The sequence below is a fragment of the Micromonospora sp. H33 genome, from assembly GCF_052068455.1.
Lineage (GTDB): Bacteria > Actinomycetota > Actinomycetes > Mycobacteriales > Micromonosporaceae > Micromonospora.
Window position 1 is genome coordinate 115962 of record NZ_JBQHDE010000008.1, and the last position, 21243, is coordinate 137204.

Genomic DNA, 21243 nt, shown 5'->3' on the forward strand with positions numbered 1-21243 from the left:
TTCGTCTTTACTACCCGGCCGGCGGTCGCACCACTGCTGGCTGGCACCGAGCGTACCGCCGGATCTGAGCGCGCCGGGGGTGCGGTGGTGAAGACGCCGTGGCCGACGTCTGACAGGATTTCGGCATGACGGAATACCTCCTCATCGCACTCGCTCTGCTCGGCGTGCTGATCCTCGGTGCCCTCGGGCTGGTGGTGCCGAAGCTGCGGCGGCGCCCCGAGCCGCCGCTGCCGACGGAGGTCGAGACCCGCGCCGAGGAGGATCTCGCCGGGCCGCCCGTCCAGGCGCCCGAGGCGGAGGTGTCCACCGGCATCCTGGTCGAGCCGCCGGTGGTGGAGGCGCCCCCGGTGGAGGTGCCCGAGCCGACCGCCGGCCGGCTGGTCCGGCTGCGGTCCCGGCTGTCCCGCTCGCAGAACGTCTTCGGCAAGGGCCTGCTCGGTCTGCTGAGCCGCGACCACCTCGACGAGGACACCTGGGAGGAGATCGAGGACAGCCTGATCACCGCGGACGTCGGCGTCGACGCCACCCGGGAGATCGTCGACCGGCTGCGCGAGCGCACCCGGGTGCTCGGCACCCGGTCCGCCACCGAGCTGCGCGCGCTGCTCGCCGCCGAGCTGGTCAACGCCCTGGACCCGACCCTGGACCGGTCCCTGAACACCGCTCCCAAGGAGGGGGTGCCCGCCGTGCTGCTGGTGGTCGGCGTCAACGGCGCCGGCAAGACCACCACCTGCGGCAAGATCGCCCGGGTGCTGGTGGCGGACGGCCGCAGCGTGATCCTCGGCGCGGCCGACACGTTCCGCGCCGCCGCGGCCGACCAACTGGAGACCTGGGCCGGTCGGGTGGGCGCCGAGACCGTCCGCGGCCCGGAGGGCGCCGACCCGGCCAGCGTGGCCTTCGACGCGGTCAAACGCGGCATCGAGACCGGCGTGGACACCGTCCTGATCGACACCGCCGGCCGCCTGCAGAACAAGGTCGGCCTGATGGACGAGCTCGGCAAGGTCAAGCGGGTGGTGGAGAAGCACGGCCCGATCGACGAGACACTGCTGATCCTCGACGCCACCACCGGCCAGAACGGCCTGGAGCAGGCGCGGGTGTTCACCGAGGTGGTCAACGTGACCGGCGTGGCGCTCACCAAGCTCGACGGCACCGCCAAGGGCGGCATCGTGATCGCCGTGCAACGCAAGCTGGGCATCCCGGTGAAGCTCGTCGGGCTGGGCGAGGGCAAGGACGACCTGGCGCCGTTCGACCCCGCGCAGTTCGTCGACGCGCTGCTGGGCACCGAGGCCCCCGGACGGGACGCGTAATCTCGCAGTGACGACCGACGATCGCGCCTACGTCGGGTGGCGCGACCCCGACCACCCGGCACCCCGCCTCGGGAGACCGTACGTGACTTCGCAGGAGATCCCGCTGCACGGCGGGAACGTCAGCACCGTGGTCCGGGTCGGGGACACGGTACGGCGCAATGCCGGCCCGTGGACGCCCTCGGTGCACGCCCTGCTGCGGCACCTGGAGTACGTGGGGTTCACCGGAGCCCCCCGCGCGCTCGGCATGGACGAGCGCAACCGGGAGGTGCTGTCGTACCTGGAGGGGGAGTGCGGCGAGTACCCGCTGGCCCCGCACTGGGTCACCGACGAGGCGCTGGTGACGGTGGCCACGATGCTGCGCATGTTCCACGACGCGCAGTACGGCTTCGTCCCCCCGCCGGGGGCGGTGTGGCGCTCGTTCGGGCCCCCGCCGCCGGACACCGAGGTGATCTGCCACCACGACGCCGCCCCGCACAACGTCATCTGGCGTCCGGACGGCACCCTCGGGCTGATCGACTTCGACCTCGCCTCGCCGGGCGCGCGCATCTACGACGTGGCGTACGCGGCCTGGACCTGGGTGCCGATCTTCTCCGACCGGGACTCGATCACGCTCGGCTGGAAGCGCCCCGACCGGCCGCGCCGCCTGCGGCTCTTCGCCGACGCGTACGGGCTCATCCCGCGTGACCGGCACCGGCTGATCCGCACCATCCGGAAGCGGATCGTCGACCACGTGGAGGGCATCCGGCGGATGGCCGCCGCCGGTGAGCCGGCCTTCGTGCGGATCGTGCACAAGGGCCACCTGCGCCGGCCGATGCGGGACCTGCGGCTGCTCGACTACGAGCGGCAGGCCCTGGAGGCCGCCCTGCACTAGCGGCCTGGGTCACAAGACCAGGCCCGGCTGCGGCGGGCCCGGGGCGGCGACCGGCGGCGCCGCACCGGCGGACAACCATCGACGCCCGTCCGGACGGCCGATCCACCCCGGTCCATGCCGGCGGTTGTGCGCGTTTCTTCACACGTCCGAAACAAGCCGTCATCGACCGGAAACCGGTCGGGGACCTTGGGTGAAACAGCCGGGGACAAAGCTTCCGCGCAACCGGCTGACGGGCGATGCTGCCAGGTCTCAGTCGGAGGGAGGACTTCCACACCGAGAGGAGGCAGCGTGGAGATCAACACCGGCAACACCGCCTGGTTGCTCTTGTCGTCTGCGCTCGTGCTGCTCATGACGCCGGGTCTGGCCCTGTTCTACGGCGGTCTGAACCGGTCCAAGGGCGTGCTCAACATGATGATGATGAGCTTCTCCGCGATCGGGCTCATCTCTGTTCTTTGGGTCATCTACGGCTTCACCCTCGCGTTCGGCGTCAACGACAACGCCGGCCTGAACAACGTGATCGGCAGCTTCACCCAGTACCTCGGCACCGAGACCAGCTTCATCGGCGAGGAGTGGCTCTTCCTCGGTGCGAGCACGGGCATCCCGACGTACGTCTTCATGGTCTTCCAGATGATGTTCGCCGTCATCACGGTGGCCCTGATCAGCGGCGCGGTCTCCGACCGGTTGAAGTTCTCCGGCTGGCTGCTCTTCGCGTTCGCCTGGTTCACCCTGGTCTACATCCCGGTGGCGCACTGGGTGTGGGGTGGCGGCTTCATCGGCGCCAAGATCAAGGCCCTCGACTTCGCGGGCGGCACGGCGGTGCACATCAACGCCGGTGCGGCCGCGCTCGGCCTGGTCCTGGTGCTCGGCAAGCGGATCGGCTGGCCGAAGGAGAGCTTCAAGCCGCACAACGTGCCGCTGGTGGCGCTCGGCGCCGGCCTGCTCTGGTTCGGCTGGTTCGGTTTCAACGCCGGCAGCGAGCTGACCGTCGACGGCACCACGGCGGTGGCTTTCGTCAACACCCAGGTGGCCACGGCCGCCGGCGTGCTCGGCTGGATCGTGGTGGAGTGGCTGCGCAACGGGAAGCCGACGCTGGTCGGCGCCTCCTCCGGTGCGATCGCCGGCCTGGTCGCCATCACCCCGGCCTGCGGCTTCATCGCCCCGCTGCCGGCCGTGCTGCTCGGCCTGATCGCCGGTGCGGTCTGCGCCTGGGCGGTGAGCCTCAAGTACAAGCTCGGCTTCGACGACTCCCTCGACGTGGTGGGCGTGCACTTCGTGGCCGGCTGGATCGGGTCGCTCTCCATCGGCTTCTTCGCCACCCTCCAGGTGAACTCGGCGATCGAGGGCCTCGGCGGCAGCGAGGGCCTGTTCTACGGGGGCGGGCTGACCCAGCTCGGACGGCAGGCGCTGGGCAGCGGCATCGTGTCGGTGTACTCGTTCGCCGTGGCGGCGCTCATCGCCCTCGCGGTCAAGGCGATCATCGGCCTGCGTGCCGACGCCGAGGACGAGGTCGCCGGCATCGACGTCGCCGAGCACGCGGAGAGCGCGTACGACCTCTCGCCGACCACGGGCAGCAGCTCCGGCGGGGCGTTCGCGATGGCGGGGCTCACCCCGGGTGGCAAGGCGGCGGACGAGCCGGCGGTGCCGGCCGAGTCCGGCGCCGGGCCGGTCAACGAGAAGGTCGCCGGTTAACGTTCCTGGGATGGAGGGGTTGGACATGAAGCTGGTGACCGCGGTCATCAAGCCGTACCAGCTGGACGCGGTGAAGGAGGCCCTGCACGCCCTGGGCGTGGCCGGCCTGACCGTCAGCGAGGTCCAGGGCTACGGCCGGCAGAAGGGGCACACCGAGGTCTACCGGGGTGCCGAGTACACGGTCGAGTTCCTGCCGAAGATCAAGGTCGAGGTGCTCACCGACGAGATCGACGTCGAGAAGATCGTCGACGCCATCGTGGCCGCCGCCCGGACCGGCAAGATCGGCGACGGCAAGGTGTGGGTCACCGGGGTCGAGGAGGTCGTCCGGGTCCGCACCGGCGAGCGCGGCCTCGACGCCCTGTAGGAGAGACCGCTCGATGACCTCGTCGACCACGACCACCGCGTCAGGACAGCCCGGCAACGGCGACGCGGGCGGAGTGGTCGACGGGGTCGTCGGCGTACCCGGTGGCATCGGCGCGTCGGCGCGGGCCGCCCGCGCCGACGCGCTCGACGCCTGGCTGCGGACGCTGCTGCCGGCCCGCGAGGGGGTCGCACTCGTCGCCGTTGGCGGGCTCGGGCGGCGGCAGTGCGCCCCGTACGGGGACCTCGACCTGCTGCTGCTCCACGCGGGGGTGCCCGGCGTGGACGACCTGGCCGCCGGGATCTGGTACCCGGTCTGGGACGCCGGGCTTCGGCTCGACCACTCGGTGCGGACGGTCGCCGAGGCGCTCTCGGTCGCCCAGGACGACGTCAAGGTGGCGCTCGGGCTGCTCGACGCCCGCCACGTCGCGGGCGACGCGGCGCTCGCCGAGCAGCTGATCCGTACGGGCACCGACCACTGGCGGCGCACCGCCGTGCGGCAGCTCCCCGGGCTGCGGGAGATCACCGCGGCCCGCTGGGAGACACACGGTGAGCTGGCCTTCCTCCTCGAAGGCGACCTCAAGGAGGCCGCCGGCGGCCTGCGGGACGTGGGCATCCTCCGTGCCATCGCCATCGCGGGCATCACCGACGCGCTGCGCCCCGCGGTCCGGGCCGCCCACCTGCGGCTGCTCGACACGCGGGACGCCCTGCACACCCAGGTCGGCCGCCGGGTGGACCGGCTCCTCGCCCAGGAACGCGACGGTGTCGCCGCCCTGCTCGGGCTGCGGCAGCTCCCGGCCGACGCGGGGCCGGGCGCCGTCGACGAGGGCGACGCGCTGCTGCGCCGGGTCGCGGGCGACGCCCGGACGGTCAGCCACGCCCTGGACGACGCCTTCCGGGCCACCGACCGTCTCCGCGCCGGCCGTCGCCGCGGCGTCGACGGCCGCCCGCTCCGCCGCCCGGTCGCCCGGGACGTGGTGGAGCACGACGGCGAGCTGGTGCTCGCGCGGACCGCGATCGGGGCGCGCCCGGACCCGAGCCTGTCGCTGCGGGTCGCCGCCGCGGCGGCCACCACCCGGCTGCCGATCGCCCGGGCCACCTGCGAGTGGCTGGCCGCGTACTGCCCGTCGCTGCCGGCGCCGTGGCCGGCCGAGGCGCGCGCCGCGCTGATCACCCTGCTCGGCGCCGGTCCCGGCCTGGTGCCGGCGTGGGAGACCTGCGACCGGTACGGGCTGGTCGACGGCTGGCTGCCCGAGTGGACCCGGATGCGCAGCCTGCCGCAGCACAACCCGGTGCACCGGTTCACGCTCGACCGGCACCTGGTGCAGACCGCGTACGAGGCCAGCCGGCACACCCGCGAGGTCGACCGGCCCGACCTGCTGCTGCTCGGCGCCCTGCTGCACGACGCGGGAAAGGGGCTCGGGGGCGACCACAGCGTGGTGGGCGCGCCGCTCGCCGAGGCGGTGGCCACCCGGATCGGGTTGCCGGAGCACGAGGTGACGCTGATCGGCAGGCTGGTCCGGCTGCACCTGCTCCTGCCGGACGTGGCGACCCGCCGGGATCTCGCCGACCCGAAGACGATCGCCGGGGTGGCCGGGAAGGTCGGCGACACCACCACCCTCGACCTGCTGCACGCCCTGGTCCGGGCCGACGCGGCGGCGACCGGGCCGGCTGCCTGGTCGGACTGGAAGGGGCGGCTGGTGGCCGAACTGGTCGCCCGGGTCCGTACCACGCTGGACACGGGTGTGCTGCCCGAGCCGCCCGCACCCGACCCGGCGCTGCTGGCCGGCCCGCTGCCGGTCGTACACCAGACGGGGGACCGGGTGGCGGTGGCCGCGGCGGACCGGCGGGGCCTGCTCGCGACGGTGGCCGGCTGCCTGGCCCTGCACCGGCTCGAGGTGATCTCCGCCGACGCCTCCACGGTCGACGGGCGTGCGCTGGTGGAGTGCCGCGTCCAGCCCCGGTACGGCCTCGCGCCGGACCCGATCGCGCTGACGGCCGACCTGCGCCGGGCCGTGACCGGCGACGTGTCGGTGACTCAGCGCCTGCGGGGGAGGGCTCTCGCCGCCCGCGGTGCGGGTGCGGCGCCCCGGGTCGTGTGGCACCGGGAGGCGGCGACCGACGCGGTGGTGCTGGAGTTGCGGGCCGCGGACGCGGCCGGCCTGCTCTACCGCGTGACGTGCGCCCTCGACGAGGCGGGCGCCCAGGTCCGGGCCGCCCGGATCTCCACCCTCGGCGCGGACGTGGTGGACGCCTTCTACCTCGTCGGCGGCTGGCCCGACGACGTCACCCGGGCCCGGGTGGAATCCGCCGTCCTGGCGGCGGTGTGACGAGCAGGTGCGACCGCGGCGGCGCGACATGCGGCAGCTCCCGGTGGCACCGCGCCCCGACACCCCCCGATGCCGCGGCCCGCGACCCCCAACGCCCGGCGGCCTGGAGCGGGGGTCCGGCGGGCCGGATACCCTAGCGGTGGCCGGACGGCTCGCCCGGCCCTGCTCGTGCCCGCCGGAACACTGACAAACGGGATGTTCGCGTGTTTGACACCTTGAGTGACCGCCTGTCCGGGATCTTCACCAAGCTCCGCGGCAAGGGTCGGCTCACCGACGCCGACATCGACGCCACCGCGCGCGAGATCCGCCTCGCGCTGCTGGAGGCGGACGTCGCGCTGCCGGTGGTCAAGGGCTTCATCGCGAACGTCAAGGAGCGGGCGCGTGGCGCCGAGGTCTCCCAGGCCCTCAACCCCGCCCAGCAGATCATCAAGATCGTCAACGACGAGCTGATCAACGTCCTCGGTGGCGAGGGGCGGCGGCTCCAGTTCGCCAAGCAACCGCCGACCGTGATCATGCTCGCCGGCCTCCAGGGTTCCGGTAAGACCACGCTCGCCGGCAAGCTGGCCCGCTGGCTCAAGGCCCAGGGCCACCAGCCGCTGCTGGTCGCCGCCGACCTCCAGCGTCCCAACGCCGTCGGGCAGCTCCAGGTGCTCGGTGGCCGCGCCGGCGTCGAGGTGTACGCCCCGGAGCCCGGCAATGGCGTCGGCGACCCGGTGCAGGTGGCCCGGGCCTCGATCGAGCACGCCAAGCGGGCCGCCCGCGACATCGTCGTCGTCGACACGGCCGGCCGCCTCGGCATCGACGCCGAGATGATGCAGCAGGCCGCCGACATCCGCGACGCGGTCAACCCGGACGAGGTCATCTTCGTCATCGACGCGATGGTCGGTCAGGACGCGGTCCGCACCGCCGAGGCGTTCCGCGACGGCGTGGGCATCACCGGCGTGGTCCTCTCCAAGCTCGACGGCGACGCCCGCGGTGGTGCCGCCCTGTCGGTCCGGGAGGTCACCGGGCAGCCGATCCTCTTCGCGTCCACCGGCGAGAAGCTGGAGGACTTCGACGTCTTCTACCCCGACCGGATGGCCAGCCGGATCCTCGGCATGGGCGACGTCCTCACTCTGATCGAGCAGGCCGAACAGGCCTTCGACGCCGATCAGAAGGAGAAGATGACCGCCAAGCTGATGGGCGGCGAGCAGTTCACCCTGGAGGACTTCCTCGACCAGCTCATCGCCGTCCGGCGGATGGGCCCGATCGCCAACGTGCTGGCGATGATGCCCGGCATGGGGCAGATGAAGGACCAGCTCGCCGAGCTGGACGACAAGCACTTCGACCGGGTGACCGCGATCATCCGGTCGATGACCCCGGCCGAGCGCACCAACCCGAAGATCCTCAACGGCTCGCGGCGGGCCCGGATCGCCAACGGCTCCGGCGTCACCGTCATGGACGTCAACCAGCTGCTCAACCGCTTCGCCGACGCGCAGAAGATGATGAAGCAGATGGGCGGCATGATGGGCCTGGCGGGTGGCGGCCGCCGGAAGGCGACCAAGTCGCCGAAGAACAAGCGCAAGGGCGCCAAGGGCGGCGGTGGCGGCCGGCCGCGCACCGGCGCCGGGATGCCGGGCGGCTTCCCTGGCGGCATGCCGCAGCTGCCCCCGGGCGTGGACCCGAACGACCTGGCCGGCCAGGGCCTGCCGCCGGGCTTCAAGCTCCCGAAGATCGACTTCAACAAGCTCGGCAAGGGGGACAAGCGCCCCCGCTGAGCGCCTCGCCAGCGCAGCCCGTCCCGCCACCACGGGGCGGGCTGCCAGCCAACTGACCGCACCAACGGCCGGCTCCGGCGTGGCTCCTCAGTCTTCCGCCAAGTCTGGCCGGTGCTGCCGAATCCACTTCTCTACGTCGGACTTCCGCCACACCTTCCCCATGGCCAACACGGCGATTGGCTCCGGGAAGTTCCGTTGATTGGCAATGACGGAGGCGCGCTGCCGGGACACGCCACCGAGCATTTCCCGAATCTCTGACACGCCGACGAGCTCCACGGGTTGACGATGACAGCGACATAAGTCCGTGACAGCGGCAACTACGGAGTCCGTTGACAATGACAACAGGTAGCGTAACTATGGAGGGGTGACCACGCCGGATGCATTGCCTGTCCATGACCAGCCGCTGCGAACGTTCGATCCGGTACACCAACACTTACCCAGTCGGCCCCTGTGGCTCTGCCGGGTGTGCACGGCTGCTTGGCCGTGCCCAGTCGTCCGGATGTTGCTTCGGACCCAATTCGAGGGGAATCGGGTAGCGTTGTCGATCTACATGGCTGGCCAGTTGTTCGACGCCACGGCCGACTTGACGAAGCTGTATCCGAACTCCGCCCCGTCTCCCGAAGCACTGTTCGACAGATTCCTGGCCTGGACCGCACGGCGCACCTGACGAGTTCTGCCGTGGCAGGCCGTTGTTGGAAGGGACTGCATGGAGTGCTGTCGCGCGGCGCGAGCTGGATTGTGACTGATCTGCTGCACCTGCCCGAGGAGGTCCGGTACGAGCTGGTCGCCGGTCGCCTGGTCACGCTGGAATGGACTCCGGTGCACCAAGACCTCTGCCTGAGCCTCCTCCAAGCGGTCAGCGAGCACTGCCCCGGAGATCTCCTGCCGGCCCTGCATGTCTCGGTGGCGATCGACCGACGCCACGAGTTTCGACCTGACCTCCTGGTCGTGCGCGCCGGCTGCGCGGACATGTCGCCGGTGCCGGTCGCGGAGGTCGTCCTCGCCGTCGAGTTGCTCTCCGGGCACGACCGGTTCCATGACCTCTACGACAAGGCCAAGGTCTACGCGCACGCCGGGGTCCGGTCGTACTGGGTGGTCGACCCGCTCCAGGAGCGCGTCACGCTGACCGAGTACGCGCTCGGCGCCGGCCGCGAGTACGAGCAGGTCGCCCACACCGAGGACCTGTTCGTCACGGAGCGGCCGTGGAAGGTCTCCGTTGACCTCCCAACGCTGAGCGCCCGGCGAAACGACCTCCTTGCCGCCGACCCGGAGTGACCAGATGCCTTTGCACACAGCCCATCGTGAAGCGGTACATCGAGGAGCGGAGGGCCGTTGAATGCTAACCGGTCGCCGCTACCTGCTGGCGTTCGCCGAGGAGCAAGCCGCCTATGCCGAATGCGTCGGCTCCATCTGCCGGGCGGTGTGGAACACGGCGTTGGAGCAGCGGCGGGAGTACCGCCGCCGCGGGGCGTTCATCTCCTACGTCGAGCAAGCAAGGCAAGTGGCCGAGGCAAAGAAGGATCCCGCGTGCGCGTGGCTGGCAGACGCACCGTCCCACACGCTGCAGCAGACCTTGCGGGACTTGGACCGGGCGTGCCGGATGCACGGCACGTGGAGGGTGCGGTGGCGGTCCAAGCTGCGTAACGCACCCTCTTTCCGGTTCCCCGACCCGGATCACATCGTGGTGCGCCAGCTCAATCGCCGCTGGGGCGAAGTCCGATTGCCGAAGTTCGGCCCGGTGCGATTTCGGTGGACCCGTCCGCTCAGCGGCGTCATTCGTAACGCCACCGTCAGCCGGGACGCCGGCCGCTGGTACATCTCATTCTGCGTCGAGGACGGCATCGCCACGGCTGCCCCGAACGGCAAACCACCGATCGGGGTGGACCGGGGTGTGGCGGTCGCGGTTGCCACATCAGACGGCGAGATGTGTGACCGGGCCTTCGTCACCCCTGGAGAGCAACAGCGGATTCGGAGGTTGCAGCAGCGGCTAGCCCGGTCGCGGCAGGTACATGGTCGCAACTCTCGATCCCGGCGCCGCGACGCTGCGCGCGCCCAACTCGCCCGACTGCACGCGCGTATCCGGGCACGCCGGACCGACTTCGCCGCGCAGACCGCAGTGCGGCTGGTCCGCAGCCATGGCTTGGTCGCTGTTGAGGACTTGCAGATCAAGAGGATGACAGCTAGCGCGAAGGGCACCGTCGAGAGGCCCGGCCGCAGGGTGGCAGCCAAGGCGGGACTCAACCGGGCCATTCTGTCCAAAGGCTGGGGTGGGTTCCTGCTCCGGCTCGAACACTCGGCGCGCTACCACGGCGCGGCCGTCGTCAAGGTCAACCCCGCGTACACGTCGCAGACTTGCCACGCTTGTGGGCACGTCGCTCCGGACTCCCGCAAGAGCCAAGCGGTGTTCCGGTGCGTCGCCTGCGGGCATCAGGCGCACGCCGACGTGAACGCGGCCAAGAACATCCTGGCCGCAGGGCGTGCGGTCGCAGGGCGTGGAGACCTCGCCGTTGGGCGGTCTGTGAAGCGTCAACCCCCCGAACGGCTGGCGGCGCTACCTGCCTCAGCTACGGGAGTCCCCCCGCTTCACGGGGGGAGGACGTCAACCGGTAGGAACGAGCACATGGCTCTGCACGTACGCGGTGTGCTCCTGCCCGACGACGAGGTCCGGGATCTCTGGCTGGTCGGCGACCGGGTCACCTTCGACCCGGTGCCGGGGGCGGAGACGGTCGTCGACGGCGGCTACGTGCTGCCCGGCCTGGCCGATGCGCACTGCCACATCGGCATCGCCCGCGGCGGCGCCCCGATCACCTCGCTCGACCAGGCCCGCGAGCTGGCCCGCACCGACCGCGACGCCGGGGTGCTCGCCATCCGCGACGCGGGCTCGCCGTACCCGTACCCGGAACTCGACGACGAGCCGGACCTGCCGCGACTGGCGCGGGCCGGCCGCCACATCGCGCCGCCCAAGCGGTACCTGCGCGACATCGGCGTGGAGGTCGGCGCGGCCGAGGTGGCCGCGACGGTGGCCGAGCAGGCGCGGGCCGGCAACGGCTGGGTCAAGCTGGTCGGCGACTGGATCGACCGCGGGGTGGGCGACCTGGCGCCGGCCTGGGACGCGGACGCCATGACCACGGCCGTCGAGGCCGCGCACGCCGCCGGGGTACGCGCCGCGGTGCACACCTTCTCCGAGACGGCCGTCGAGATCATGGTGCGTGCCGGGGTGGACTCGGTGGAGCACGGCACCGGCCTCAGCCTCGACCTGATCGACCTGATGGCCCGGCAGGGCACCGCGCTCGTGCCCACGATGATCAACATTCAGACCTTCGGCGGGATCGCCGACCAGGCCCGCGCGAGGTTCCCCGGGTACGCCGACCACATGCTCGCCCTGCGCGACCGATTCCCCGAGGTGGTGCGCGCCGCGTACGAGGCGGGCGTGCCGATCTACGTCGGCACGGACGCCGGCGGCGGCATCAACCACGGCCTCGCCGCCGAGGAGATGCTGCTGCTGCACGAGCGGGCGGGCATGTCTCCCGTGGACGTCCTCGCCGCCGCCTCGTGGCGTGCCCGCGAGTGGCTCGGGTTCCCCGGTCTGGTCGAGGGGGGCCTGGCGGACCTGGTCGTCTACTCCGAGGACCCGCGCCGCGACCTGCGCGTGGTCCGTACCCCCGCCCGGATCGTCCTGCGCGGCCGCGTCGTCCGCTGACGGCCGCTGTCGTCGCGAGTGGTGCCGGCCGGCGCCGCGGGTCCGGCCGGCGGGGGGAACCCCGGTGTCAGGACAGCGGTGCGACGGCGGTGCCGAAGAGGCGGACGGCGAGGCGCGTGAGCGCCTCGGCCGTCTCGTCGACCGGCGCCTGGGGAAGCACGATGTGACTGATCACGAGCCGCACGATGGAGTCGGCGGCGAAGGCCAGGGCCGCCGGGTCGGCACCGGGAAGGTGCCGCTCGGCCCACTCGATCAGTGCGGCGGACGCCTCGGCGAGCACCAGGTCGCTTCGGGTGGTGAGGTACGGCAGCAGCTCCTCGGAGCCGCCCCGGGAACTGGTCAGGATCGCCTTGACCAGCGGGTTGTCCGCCGCGGAGGCGAGCGTGTGCCGGATCGCCGCGTACGTCGCGGCGCGCAGGTCGTCCCCGTGCGCGGTCAGCGCCGCGCGGACCTCGGACACGAACCGGTCCACCTCGCGCCGGGCCAGTGCCTCGGCGAGCCCCGCCTTGGTGCCGAACTCGTTGTAGACCGTCTGCCGGCTCACCCCGGCGGCGGCGGCGACCGCGCCCATCCGCACGCCGTCCCAGCCGGTCGCGATCGTCAGCGCCCGCGCCGCGTCGACGATGCCGTCGCGCAACCGGGTGGCCTCCCTCAACTCACCCATGATGGTCGAAGTCTAGGGCCTGTTTCCGGAGACTCGCCTCTCCGGAGACTCGCCCGAGTGGGCCGGGGTCCGGGCGCGGCCGGGCACGGTCTCCGGACACCGGCCCCGGGCCGCGCGGCAGCCGGGTGGCGACGCGCGACGGGCGCGGGCCGCCCGATGGCGGCCACCGGCCCGACGGCGCATAGGATGTGCGGTCATGGCGCGCGTGCTCACTCCCCGTGCGGAGGACTTCCCCCGCTGGTACCAGGACCTGATCGCCAAGGCGAAGCTGGCCGACAACGGCCCGGTCCGGGGGACCATGGTGATCCGACCGGCCGGCTACGCCATCTGGGAGCGGATGCAGGCCGAGATGGACGCCCGCATCAAGGCGGCCGGCGCGGAGAACGCGTACTTCCCGCTCTTCATCCCGGAGAGCTACCTCAAGCGCGAGGCCGAGCACGTGGAGGGCTTCTCGCCGGAGCTCGCGGTGGTCACCCACGGTGGCGGCAAGCAGCTCGCCGAGCCCGTGGTGGTGCGCCCCACCAGCGAGACGGTGATCGGCGAGTTCATGGCCAAGTGGGTCGACTCGTACCGGGACCTGCCGCTGCTGCTCAACCAGTGGGCGAACGTCGTCCGCTGGGAGCTGCGCCCCCGGATCTTCCTGCGCACCAGCGAGTTCCTCTGGCAGGAGGGCCACACCGCGCACGCGACCCGCGAGGACGCCCGCGCCTACGCCCGGCGGATCCTGCACGAGGCGTACGAGGACCTGATGGTCAACGTGCTCGCCATCCCGGTGCAGGTGGGCCTGAAGACCGCCCGGGAGCGGTTCGCCGGCGCCACCGCCACGTACACGCTCGAGGGCATGATGGGCGACGGCAAGGCGCTCCAGCTGGGCACCAGCCACGAGCTGGGCCAGAACTTCGCCAAGGCGTTCGACATCAGCTACTCCTCGGCCGAGGGTGGCCGGCAGCACGCGTGGACCACCTCGTGGGGCACCTCGACCCGCATGCTCGGCGGCCTGATCATGTGCCACGGCGACGACAACGGCCTGCGGGTGCCGCCGAAGCTCGCGCCGATCCAGGCGTACGTCATGATCGTCAAGGACGGCGAGGGGGTCGGCGAGGCGGCGGCCAAGCTGCGCGACGCGCTGCGCGACGCCGGTGTCCGGGTCGCGCTCGACGACCGCACCGACACACCGTTCGGACGCCGGGCCGTCGACGCCGAGCTGCGCGGCTACCCGGTACGCGTCGAGGTCGGCCCCCGCGACCTGGCCGCCGGCAACGCGGTCGTGGTCCGGCGTACGGACGGTTCGAAGTCCCCGGTGCCGGTGGCGGACGTGGTCGGCGCGGTGCTCGCGGGCCTGGACGCCGACCAGAAGGTGCTCCACGACCAGGCGCTCGCCAACCGGGAGACCCGCACCCGCGAGGTGTCGACGCTCGCCGAGGCGATCGAGGCGGCCGCCAGCGGCTGGGCCCGGGTGCCCTGGTCGGCGGTCGGCGTGCAGGGCGAGGCCGAGGCGAACGCCCAGGGCGTGACCGTGCGCTGCCTGGTCCGCGCGGACGGCTCGGTGCCGGACTCGGAGGACGAGCCGGACCTGACCGCCATCCTGGCCCGCGCGTACTGAGGTGCGGCCGGGCGGTCCCGTCGGCCGGTTCGCGCCGGGCCGGCTGATCATGCACCGCAACGTGCGGCACGGCCGGATCGGCTGGGTCCGGCCGGCCCGCGTGGTCCTCGACGACGACCGGGGTCTGCTGCTGTGGGTCGCCCGGGACACCCCGGTGGCGCACGAGGTGACCGAGGCGGGGCTGGGCATGCGGGCGGTGCCGTTCGCCGAGTGGATCACCTCGTCCTACCGCCTGGCGCGGGGCCGCTGGAACGGGCCGCCGGTGCTGAAGTTCCTGCCCACCGGCGCCGCCCACTCGGTGTGGTGGTTCCGGAACGCGCAGGGACGTTTCGCCAACTGGTACGTCAACCTGGAGGAGCCTGGGGTCCGCTGGGACGACGGTGCCCTGGCCGGGGTCGACGTGGTGGACCAGGACCTCGACGTGGTGGTCCACCCGGACTTGACCTGGGAGTGGAAGGACGAGGACGAGTTCCTCGAGCGACTCGCCTTCCCCGACCACTACTGGGTGACCGACGAGAAGGCGGTCCGGGCCGAGGGGGAGCGGGTGATCCGGCAGGCCGAGGCGGGGGAGTTCCCGTTCGACGGCACCTGGTGTGACTTCGCGCCCCCGGCGGAGTGGACGCCCCCGCCGGACCTGCCGCCCGGCTGGGACCGGCCCCCGGCGCGCTGAGGCCGCGGCTGTGTTTCCCGCCACTTTCGGGTGGCGGCGGGTGACCCGGGCCGGTCCGGTGTGAGAGTTACCGACCCGATCTGGCAGAATGGCTGGCTGGTATCCGGCGTGTGTCCGGCGCCCTCTACCCCGGGCACCGCGCCAGTCCACCGAGCAGTCTCCGGCCCAACCCCACTGTGCCGGTTGGCGCTCACCCGTGCACCGCCCTTTCCGGGCCGGTGAGATCGCAACAGGAGCGAAAGAACTGTGGCCGTAAAGATCCGGCTCCTGCGGATGGGCAAGATCCGCAACCCGCAGTACCGCATCGTCGTCGCCGACTCGCGCACCAAGCGCGACGGCCGGGCGATCGAGTTCGTCGGGATCTACCAGCCGAAGGAGGACCCTTCGGTAATCGAGGTCAAGTCGGACCGGGTGCAGTACTGGCTCTCCGTGGGCGCGCAGCCGAGCGAGGCGGTGCAGCGCCTGCTGGAGAAGACCGGTGACTGGCAGAAGTTCAAGGGACTGCCGGCCCCCGAGCCGCTGAAGGTCGCCCCCGAGCGGGCCGACCGTAAGGCGGCGTACGAGGCTGAGGCCAAGGCCGCCGCTGGCGTGGCGGAGGCCCCGGCTAAGCCGGCCAAGAAGGCCGCCAAGGCTGAGGCTCCGGCCAAGGCTGAGGCTCCGGCCAAGGCTGAGGCTCCGGCCAAGGCTGAGGCTCCGGCCGAGGCCGAGGCGCCGAAGACCGAGGAGCAGGCCGGTGCTGACTCCGGCGAGCAGGCCTGACGTGGAACTGCGTCCGGCGTTGGAGCACCTGGTCAAGGGCATCGTCGACCACCCCGACGACGTCCGCGTCCGGCTGGTCGACTCCCGCCGGGGCAAGCGGCTCGAGGTCCGCGTGCACCCGGAGGATCTCGGCACGGTGATCGGGCGGTCCGGCCGGACCGCCAAGGCGCTGCGCCAGGTGATCGGCTCCATCGGCGGCCGCGGCGTACGCGTCGACATCGTCGACTCGTACTGATGCTGCTCATCGTCGGCAGGATCGGCAAACCGCACGGGATCCGCGGTGAGGTCACCGTGGAGGTGCGGACCGACGAGCCCGAGGCACGGTTCGCCCCCGGCATGGTGCTGCGCACCATGCCGGGGGCGAACGCGCCCACCGAGCCCGGTGCCTACCGGGTGCCCGAGGAACTGACCGTCGAAGCGGCCCGCTGGCACCAGGGGCGACTGCTGGTCGCGTTCGAGGGCGTGCTGGAACGTGACGTCGCCGAGGCGCTCCGCGGGACCCTGGTCGGGGTGGACAGCTCCGACGTCACCCCGCCGGAGGATCCGGAGGAGTTCCACGACCACCAGCTGGTCGGCCTGGCCGTGGTCACCCCGGCCGGCGAGCGGCTGGGTGAGGTCGCGCGGATCGACCACGCGCCCGCGTCCGACCTCCTGGTGCTGCGCCGCCCCGGCGGGCCGGACGCACTGATCCCGTTCGTCAAGGCGATCGTCCCCGAGGTCGACCTCGCCGGCGGTCGCGTCGTCGTCGACCCGCCCGGCGGTCTGCTCGACCTCTGACCAGGTCCGCCGGCCCGAGTGGCGGGCCGGCCGCGCCGGCCGTCCGGCCTGGAAGCTGTTGGAGCGTCCCGCATGCGTGTCGACATCGTGTCGATCTTCCCGGAGTACTTCGCTCCACTGGACCTGTCGCTGATCGGCAAGGCCCGTGCCAACGGCACGCTGCGGCTGGCCGTACACGATCTGCGGGCCTGGACCCACGACGTGCACCGCACGGTCGACGACACCCCCTACGGCGGCGGGCCGGGCATGGTCATGCGACCGGAGCCCTGGGGTGAGGCGCTGGACGCGCTCGCCCCGCCGGAGTTCCCCCCGCCCCGGCTGCTGGTGCCCGCGCCGACCGGTGCGCCGTTCACCCAGGCGATGGCCCACGAGCTGGCGGCCGAGCCGCACCTGCTCTTCGCCTGTGGCCGGTACGAGGGCATCGACCAGCGGGTGCTCGACCACGCCGCCACCCGGATGCCGGTGACCGAGGTCTCCCTCGGCGACTACGTGCTCTTCGGCGGCGAGGTCGCGGTGCTGGTGATCATGGAGGCGGTCACCCGGCTGCTGCCCGGCGTGCTCGGCAACGTGAGCTCGCTGGAGGAGGAGTCGCACGCCCACGGGCTGCTCGAGGCCCCGATGTACACCAAGCCGGCGACCTGGCGGGGCCTGGACGTGCCGGAGGTGCTCCGCTCCGGCGACCACGGGCGCATCGCTCGCTGGCGGCGCGACGAGGCGTTGATCCGCACCGCCGGCCGGCGCCCCGACATGCTGGCCGCCCTCGACCCGGCGATGCTCGACAAGCGGGACGCCGCCGCGTTGGAGCGGGCCGGATTTCAGCCCCCGCCGGGGGATGTGGCAAAGTAGAGGGGTTGCCGCAGTCGGCCGCGCCGCGGGCGGCTGCGAGGGTCCTCGACCGGGGTCGGCGCCACCGGCCACCACCCGGGGATCAGAATCACCCATTCGCGCACCGACTGACGGTGCGCCGTGAGCCTCACGAGGACGCAGCGATGAACATCCTGGACGCCCTTGACGCCCAGTCCAAGCGGGTCGACCTCCCCGACTTCCGCGCCGGTGACACCGTCAAGGTGCACGCGCGGGTCATCGAGGGCAACCGGTCCCGGGTCCAGATCTTCCAGGGCGTCGTCATCCGCCGCCAGGGTGACGGCCTGCGGGAGACCTTCTCGGTCCGCAAGGTCAGCTTCGGCGTGGGCGTCGAGCGCACCTACCCGGTCAACAGCCCGGCCATCGACCGCATCGAGGTCGTGACCCGCGGTGACGTCCGGCGCGCCAAGCTCTACTACCTGCGCGAGCTGCGCGGCAAGAAGGCCAAGATCAAGGAGAAGCGCGAGAAGCAGCCCAGCTGACGTCGCGCTGCGCCACGCCGCCCGAGCTGCGCGTATGTCGTACCGATCAGACGGCACTACCCTGGTCGTACGGGCGCAGCACGGCGGCCCCTCGCCCCGCGGCGGGGAAGACGTCCACTGCCGCCCGGGGAGCCTCGACGAGGTTCCCGGGCGGTAGTGTCATTTCTGCGGACCGGGGAGTGGCGTGGTGCAGACGCTCAACGAGGACGGCACGGTCGATCCGTGGCGTCGACGGACCCGCCGCACGCGCCGGCAGATGCCGCTCTGGCAGGAACTGCCGCTGCTGCTGATCGTCGCGTTCTGCCTCGCGGTGCTGATCCGCACCTTCCTGCTCCAGGCCTTCTTCATCCCGTCCGGCTCGATGGAGGACACGCTCCTCGTCGGTGACCGGGTGCTGGTCAACAAGGTCGTCTACGACGTACGGGACCCGGTGCGCGGCGAGGTGGTGGTCTTCCGGGGCACCGACCGCTGGGCCCCGCAGGACGACGGGCAGCCCGAGCCCGGCTTCGTCGGCAAGCTCGGCGCCACGATCGGCGACCTGGTGGGGGTGAGCCGGCCCGGCGAGAAGGACTTCATCAAGCGGGTCATCGGCCTGCCCGGCGACCGGGTGAGCTGCTGCGACGCGCAGGGCCGGGTGCTGGTCAACGGCACGCCGCTGAACGAGCCGTACGTCGTCCGTGACTCGCCGCTGGACGTCCCGCCGAACCCGCGCGAGTGCCGATCCCGCCGCTTCCAGGAGGTCGTGGTCCCGCCCGGGCAGATCTTCGTCATGGGTGACCACCGGCTGGTCTCCCAGGACGCCCGCTGCCAGGGGCCGGTACCGATCGAGAACGTGGTCGGTCGGGCCTTCGGCGTGGTGTGGCCGTCGTCGCGGTGGAGTTCGCTGTCCCTTCCGGAGACCTTCGCGAACGTCCCGGGTCCGGCCGGCGTGTCGACCGGCACGGCGCCGGTCCGGCCCACTCCGGACGGCGGTGTGGTGCTGCTGCTCCCGCTCTCGGCGGCACTGCTCCGTTCTCGCGCGTTCCGGACGGTGCCGTTCGACCGGGCAACGTAGGCTCCTTGCGTGATTGACGAGCAGACCGACAAGTCCCGCAGCTCCTTCTGGAAGGAGCTGCCGATTCTCCTGGGCGTGGCGATCCTGGTCGCGGTGCTGGTGCGAGCCTTCGTGCTGCAGACCTTCTTCATCCCCTCGCCGTCGATGGAGAACACCCTGCAGATCGACGATCGGGTGCTGGTCAACAAGCTGGTGTACGACTTCCGGGCGCCGCACCGGGGCGAGGTGGTCGTCTTCAAGGCGCCCATCGCGTGGAGCGGCAACCCGGACGGCGAGGACTTCATCAAGCGCGTCATCGGCGTCGGCGGGGACCGGGTGGTCTGCTGCGACGAGCAGGGGCGGATCACCATCAACGGCACGCCGCTGGACGAGCCGTACCTGTTCTCCTCCGACGGCGAGCGCGACAAGCCCGCCGACCAGGATTTCGACGTCACCGTCCCGGAGGGGCGGATCTGGGTCATGGGTGACCACCGGTCGGCCTCGGGTGACTCGTTGCAGCACTGGCAGCAGTCCGGGCAGGACATCAACGAGGCGACCATTCCCGAGGACGAGGTCGTCGGGCGCGCGTTCACGGTGTTCTGGCCGCTCGACCGGGCGGGCTTGCTGAGCGTGCCGGAGCAGTTCGAAACCATCCCCGGTTCCTGACCTGGCCGACAACCGTGGGGGCGTGGGCGTTGTCGGTGACGTCTGGCAGGCTGGGACGGTGACCGTCTACACCCCTCGTCGCGCCGCCCGGGTGCTGCTCGTGGACGCGGCCGGGCGCATCCTGCTGTTCCACGGCAGCGACCCGGCCCGGCCCGGGCACCGGTACTGGTTCACGCCCGGGGGCGGGCTCGACCCGGGGGAGAGCCCGGCGGCCGGTGCCGCGCGCGAGCTGGCCGAGGAGACGGGTCTGCGGCTCGCGCCGGGCGAGCTGGGCGAGCCGGTGTGGTCGGAGACGGTCGAGTTCCCGTTCGACGGTGTCTGGTACCGGCAGGAGCAGGAGTTCTTCCTGGTGCGGGTGGCCGCGTGGGAGGTCGACACGGGGGGTTTCGACGCCGTCGAGCGCGCCAGTGTCGTCGGGCACCGCTGGTGGTCGCCGGAGGACCTGGCGGCCAGTGGCGAGCGCTACTACCCGCCGGACCTGCCGGCGGTGCTGACCCGGGCGCTGGCCGGCGCGCGCGGCGGGTCGACCGCCCGCGGTGCGGCGGGCACGGCCGGCGTGGACGGGGGCGGGCCGTGCTGACGCCCCCGCGCACCGTCGTCCGCCGGGAGGGCGGGCTGTACGCCCTGGAGCGTGCCCTGCAGCGGCGCGGCTTCCGGCACGTGGCCGGCGCCGACGAGGCCGGCCGGGGCGCCTGCGCCGGACCGCTGGTGGCGGCGGCCGCGATCCTGCCCGAGGGGCGGCGCGGCGAGATCGAGGGTCTCGCCGACTCCAAGCTGCTCACCCCGGCCAGCCGGGAACGGGTGTACGAGGAGGTGGTCGCCCGCGCCCTGGCGTACTCCGTGGTGGTGATCCCGGCCGCGGAGGTCGACGCCCGCGGTCTGCACGTGTGCAACGTCGCCGCGATGCGCCGGGCGCTGGCCTCGCTCGCCACCCCGCCGGAGTACGTGCTCACCGACGGCTTCGGCGTGGACGGCCTGGACGTGCCGGGCCTGGCGGTGTGGAAGGGTGACCGGGTGGCGGCCTGCGTGGCGGCGGCGAGCGTGCTGGCCAAGGTCACCCGGGACCGGATCATGGTCGAGCTGGACGGGACGTTCCCCGGCTACGGCTTCGCGGAGCACAAGGGTTACATCACCACCGAGCACTCGGCGGCGCTGCGCGAGCGCGGCCCGTGCGCGGAGCACCGGTTCTCGTACGTGAACGTCGCCACGGTGTCGGGCCGGCACGACGCCCCGCCCCGGGCACGCCGACCACTGGGCGCAAGGCCGGACGAGCCGATGGAGCGCTTGGGCGCGCCAGGGGGTACCGTCGGCGTGGCGTTGGGCGAGCGGCCTCGGCCCTCGGCGCCGGTGGGGGAAGATGTGGTCATGGAAGGCGGAGAGGGATGAGCGCGGAAGATCTCGAAAAGTACGAGACAGAGATGGAGCTGCAGCTCTACCGGGAGTACCGCGACATTGTCCGCCAGTTCTCCTACGTGGTGGAGACCGAACGCCGCTTCTACCTGGCGAACCAGGTCGACCTTCACGTACGCAACTCGGACGGCGAGGTCTACTTCGAGGTCGAGATGCACGACGCCTGGGTGTGGGACATGTACCGTCCCGCCCGTTTCGTCAAGAACGTCCGGGTGATGACGTTCAAGGACGTCAACGTGGAGGAGCTGGAGAAGCCCGACATCTCGCTGCCCGCCGACTCGGGCTTCGGCGGCTGACTCACGCC

23 protein-coding genes and 1 pseudogene are annotated in these 21243 nt (G+C 72.1%); 22 read left to right on the plus strand and 2 right to left on the minus strand.

Annotation, left to right across the window (positions count from 1 at the left end; translation table 11 throughout):
- The first annotated feature begins 125 nt into the window (after positions 1–125).
- The 6 genes from ftsY to ffh all read left to right on the plus strand — a co-directional run bounded on the left by ftsY (position 126) and on the right by ffh (position 8311).
- Positions 126–1304 carry a signal recognition particle-docking protein FtsY gene (gene ftsY / locus ACTMS0_RS19055; RefSeq protein ID WP_441156566.1) on the plus strand — a complete coding sequence of 393 codons (1179 nt, stop codon included), beginning with the start codon at positions 126–128 and terminating at the stop codon, positions 1302–1304.
- A 7-nt stretch (positions 1305–1311) separates the two neighbouring features.
- Positions 1312–2175, plus strand: a complete 864-nt coding sequence (locus ACTMS0_RS19060; protein ID WP_441156567.1) for an aminoglycoside phosphotransferase family protein — start codon at positions 1312–1314, stop codon at positions 2173–2175.
- Positions 2176–2463: 288 nt separating this feature from the next.
- Positions 2464–3864, plus strand: coding sequence for an ammonium transporter (locus ACTMS0_RS19065; protein WP_441156568.1), 1401 nt, complete (start codon positions 2464–2466; stop codon positions 3862–3864).
- 25 nt (positions 3865–3889) lie between these two features.
- Positions 3890–4228 (plus strand): P-II family nitrogen regulator, encoded by a 339-nt coding sequence (locus tag ACTMS0_RS19070; protein WP_441156696.1) that lies wholly within the window; start codon positions 3890–3892, stop codon positions 4226–4228.
- 13 nt (positions 4229–4241) lie between these two features.
- A complete protein-coding gene (locus ACTMS0_RS19075; RefSeq protein WP_441156569.1) occupies positions 4242–6554 on the plus strand; it encodes a [protein-PII] uridylyltransferase in 2313 nt (770 codons plus the stop codon).
- Between the two features lie 203 nt (positions 6555–6757).
- Positions 6758–8311, plus strand: coding sequence for a signal recognition particle protein (gene ffh, locus ACTMS0_RS19080; protein WP_441156570.1), 1554 nt, complete (start codon positions 6758–6760; stop codon positions 8309–8311).
- Between the two features lie 87 nt (positions 8312–8398).
- On the opposite strand, the gene ACTMS0_RS19085 is transcribed toward ffh, so the two are convergent.
- Positions 8399–8587, minus strand: coding sequence for a hypothetical protein (locus tag ACTMS0_RS19085; protein ID WP_167999180.1), 189 nt, complete (start codon positions 8585–8587; stop codon positions 8399–8401).
- Positions 8588–8714: 127 nt separating this feature from the next.
- Between ACTMS0_RS19085 and ACTMS0_RS19090 the strand changes: the two genes are divergently transcribed.
- From ACTMS0_RS19090 to ACTMS0_RS19105, 4 genes and pseudogenes are all read left to right on the plus strand, one after another.
- Positions 8715–8978, plus strand: coding sequence for a hypothetical protein (locus ACTMS0_RS19090; protein ID WP_441156697.1), 264 nt, complete (start codon positions 8715–8717; stop codon positions 8976–8978).
- 71 nt (positions 8979–9049) lie between these two features.
- Positions 9050–9586 (plus strand): Uma2 family endonuclease, encoded by a 537-nt coding sequence (locus ACTMS0_RS19095; RefSeq protein WP_441156571.1) that lies wholly within the window; start codon positions 9050–9052, stop codon positions 9584–9586.
- 61 nt (positions 9587–9647) lie between these two features.
- A pseudogene (locus ACTMS0_RS19100) lies at positions 9648–10769 on the plus strand (RNA-guided endonuclease InsQ/TnpB family protein); the annotation flags it as partial.
- 162 nt (positions 10770–10931) lie between these two features.
- Positions 10932–12011: an amidohydrolase family protein gene (locus ACTMS0_RS19105; protein ID WP_441156698.1), complete on the plus strand. Its 1080-nt coding sequence runs from the start codon at positions 10932–10934 to the stop codon at positions 12009–12011.
- Positions 12012–12078: 67 nt separating this feature from the next.
- Here the strand turns inward: ACTMS0_RS19105 and ACTMS0_RS19110 are convergent, their stop codons facing one another.
- The gene (locus ACTMS0_RS19110) at positions 12079–12675 is read right to left on the minus strand and encodes a TetR family transcriptional regulator (RefSeq protein WP_441156572.1); all 597 of its coding nucleotides are present in this window, start codon (positions 12673–12675) and stop codon (positions 12079–12081) included.
- Positions 12676–12871: 196 nt separating this feature from the next.
- Here ACTMS0_RS19110 and proS point away from each other — a divergent pair, with 196 nt between their 5' ends.
- The 12 genes from proS to ACTMS0_RS19170 all read left to right on the plus strand — a co-directional run bounded on the left by proS (position 12872) and on the right by ACTMS0_RS19170 (position 21235).
- A complete protein-coding gene (gene proS / locus ACTMS0_RS19115) occupies positions 12872–14278 on the plus strand; it encodes a proline--tRNA ligase (protein ID WP_441156573.1) in 1407 nt (468 codons plus the stop codon).
- 49 nt (positions 14279–14327) lie between these two features.
- Positions 14328–14948, plus strand: coding sequence for a DUF402 domain-containing protein (locus ACTMS0_RS19120; protein ID WP_441156699.1), 621 nt, complete (start codon positions 14328–14330; stop codon positions 14946–14948).
- Positions 14949–15194: 246 nt separating this feature from the next.
- Positions 15195–15707: a 30S ribosomal protein S16 gene (gene rpsP, locus ACTMS0_RS19125; protein WP_441156574.1), complete on the plus strand. Its 513-nt coding sequence runs from the start codon at positions 15195–15197 to the stop codon at positions 15705–15707.
- On the plus strand, positions 15682–15942 hold the full coding sequence (locus ACTMS0_RS19130) for an RNA-binding protein (protein WP_441156575.1): 261 nt from the start codon (positions 15682–15684) through the stop codon (positions 15940–15942). The genes rpsP and ACTMS0_RS19130 overlap by 26 nt, the downstream gene beginning before the upstream one ends.
- A gap of 2 nt (positions 15943–15944) precedes the next feature.
- Complete coding sequence (gene rimM / locus ACTMS0_RS19135; protein ID WP_441156700.1) at positions 15945–16484, plus strand: ribosome maturation factor RimM; 540 nt, start codon at positions 15945–15947, stop codon at positions 16482–16484.
- 72 nt (positions 16485–16556) lie between these two features.
- Positions 16557–17330 carry a tRNA (guanosine(37)-N1)-methyltransferase TrmD gene (gene trmD, locus ACTMS0_RS19140; protein WP_441156576.1) on the plus strand — a complete coding sequence of 258 codons (774 nt, stop codon included), beginning with the start codon at positions 16557–16559 and terminating at the stop codon, positions 17328–17330.
- 143 nt (positions 17331–17473) lie between these two features.
- Entirely contained in the window at positions 17474–17830 is a 357-nt protein-coding gene (gene rplS / locus ACTMS0_RS19145) for a 50S ribosomal protein L19 (RefSeq protein ID WP_441156577.1), read from the plus strand.
- Between the two features lie 184 nt (positions 17831–18014).
- Complete coding sequence (gene lepB, locus ACTMS0_RS19150) at positions 18015–18884, plus strand: signal peptidase I (RefSeq protein WP_441156578.1); 870 nt, start codon at positions 18015–18017, stop codon at positions 18882–18884.
- A 9-nt stretch (positions 18885–18893) separates the two neighbouring features.
- Positions 18894–19529, plus strand: a complete 636-nt coding sequence (gene lepB / locus ACTMS0_RS19155) for a signal peptidase I (RefSeq protein ID WP_441156579.1) — start codon at positions 18894–18896, stop codon at positions 19527–19529.
- Between the two features lie 58 nt (positions 19530–19587).
- Positions 19588–20109, plus strand: a complete 522-nt coding sequence (locus ACTMS0_RS19160) for an NUDIX hydrolase (protein WP_441156580.1) — start codon at positions 19588–19590, stop codon at positions 20107–20109.
- The gene (locus ACTMS0_RS19165) at positions 20103–20915 is read left to right on the plus strand and encodes a ribonuclease HII (RefSeq protein ID WP_441156581.1); all 813 of its coding nucleotides are present in this window, start codon (positions 20103–20105) and stop codon (positions 20913–20915) included. The genes ACTMS0_RS19160 and ACTMS0_RS19165 overlap by 7 nt, the downstream gene beginning before the upstream one ends.
- Positions 20912–21235, plus strand: coding sequence for a DUF2469 domain-containing protein (locus ACTMS0_RS19170; RefSeq protein WP_007075222.1), 324 nt, complete (start codon positions 20912–20914; stop codon positions 21233–21235). The genes ACTMS0_RS19165 and ACTMS0_RS19170 overlap by 4 nt, the downstream gene beginning before the upstream one ends.
- Positions 21236–21243: the final 8 nt, after the last annotated feature.

Excerpts from the sequence above, each read along its gene's own strand:
- trmD (WP_441156576.1), top strand. The coding sequence starts at position 16,557 with ATGCGTGTCGACATCGTGTCGATCTTCCCGGAGTACTTCGCTCCACTG.
- ACTMS0_RS19110 (WP_441156572.1), bottom strand. The coding sequence starts at position 12,675 with ATGGGTGAGTTGAGGGAGGCCACCCGGTTGCGCGACGGCATCGTCGAC.
- ACTMS0_RS19170 (WP_007075222.1), top strand. The coding sequence starts at position 20,912 with ATGAGCGCGGAAGATCTCGAAAAGTACGAGACAGAGATGGAGCTGCAG.
- ACTMS0_RS19070 (WP_441156696.1), top strand. The coding sequence starts at position 3,890 with ATGAAGCTGGTGACCGCGGTCATCAAGCCGTACCAGCTGGACGCGGTG.
- proS (WP_441156573.1), top strand. The coding sequence starts at position 12,872 with ATGGCGCGCGTGCTCACTCCCCGTGCGGAGGACTTCCCCCGCTGGTAC.
- ACTMS0_RS19105 (WP_441156698.1), top strand. The coding sequence starts at position 10,932 with ATGGCTCTGCACGTACGCGGTGTGCTCCTGCCCGACGACGAGGTCCGG.
- ftsY (WP_441156566.1), top strand. The coding sequence starts at position 126 with ATGACGGAATACCTCCTCATCGCACTCGCTCTGCTCGGCGTGCTGATC.
- ACTMS0_RS19075 (WP_441156569.1), top strand. The coding sequence starts at position 4,242 with ATGACCTCGTCGACCACGACCACCGCGTCAGGACAGCCCGGCAACGGC.
- ACTMS0_RS19120 (WP_441156699.1), top strand. The coding sequence starts at position 14,328 with ATGCACCGCAACGTGCGGCACGGCCGGATCGGCTGGGTCCGGCCGGCC.
- rplS (WP_441156577.1), top strand. The coding sequence starts at position 17,474 with ATGAACATCCTGGACGCCCTTGACGCCCAGTCCAAGCGGGTCGACCTC.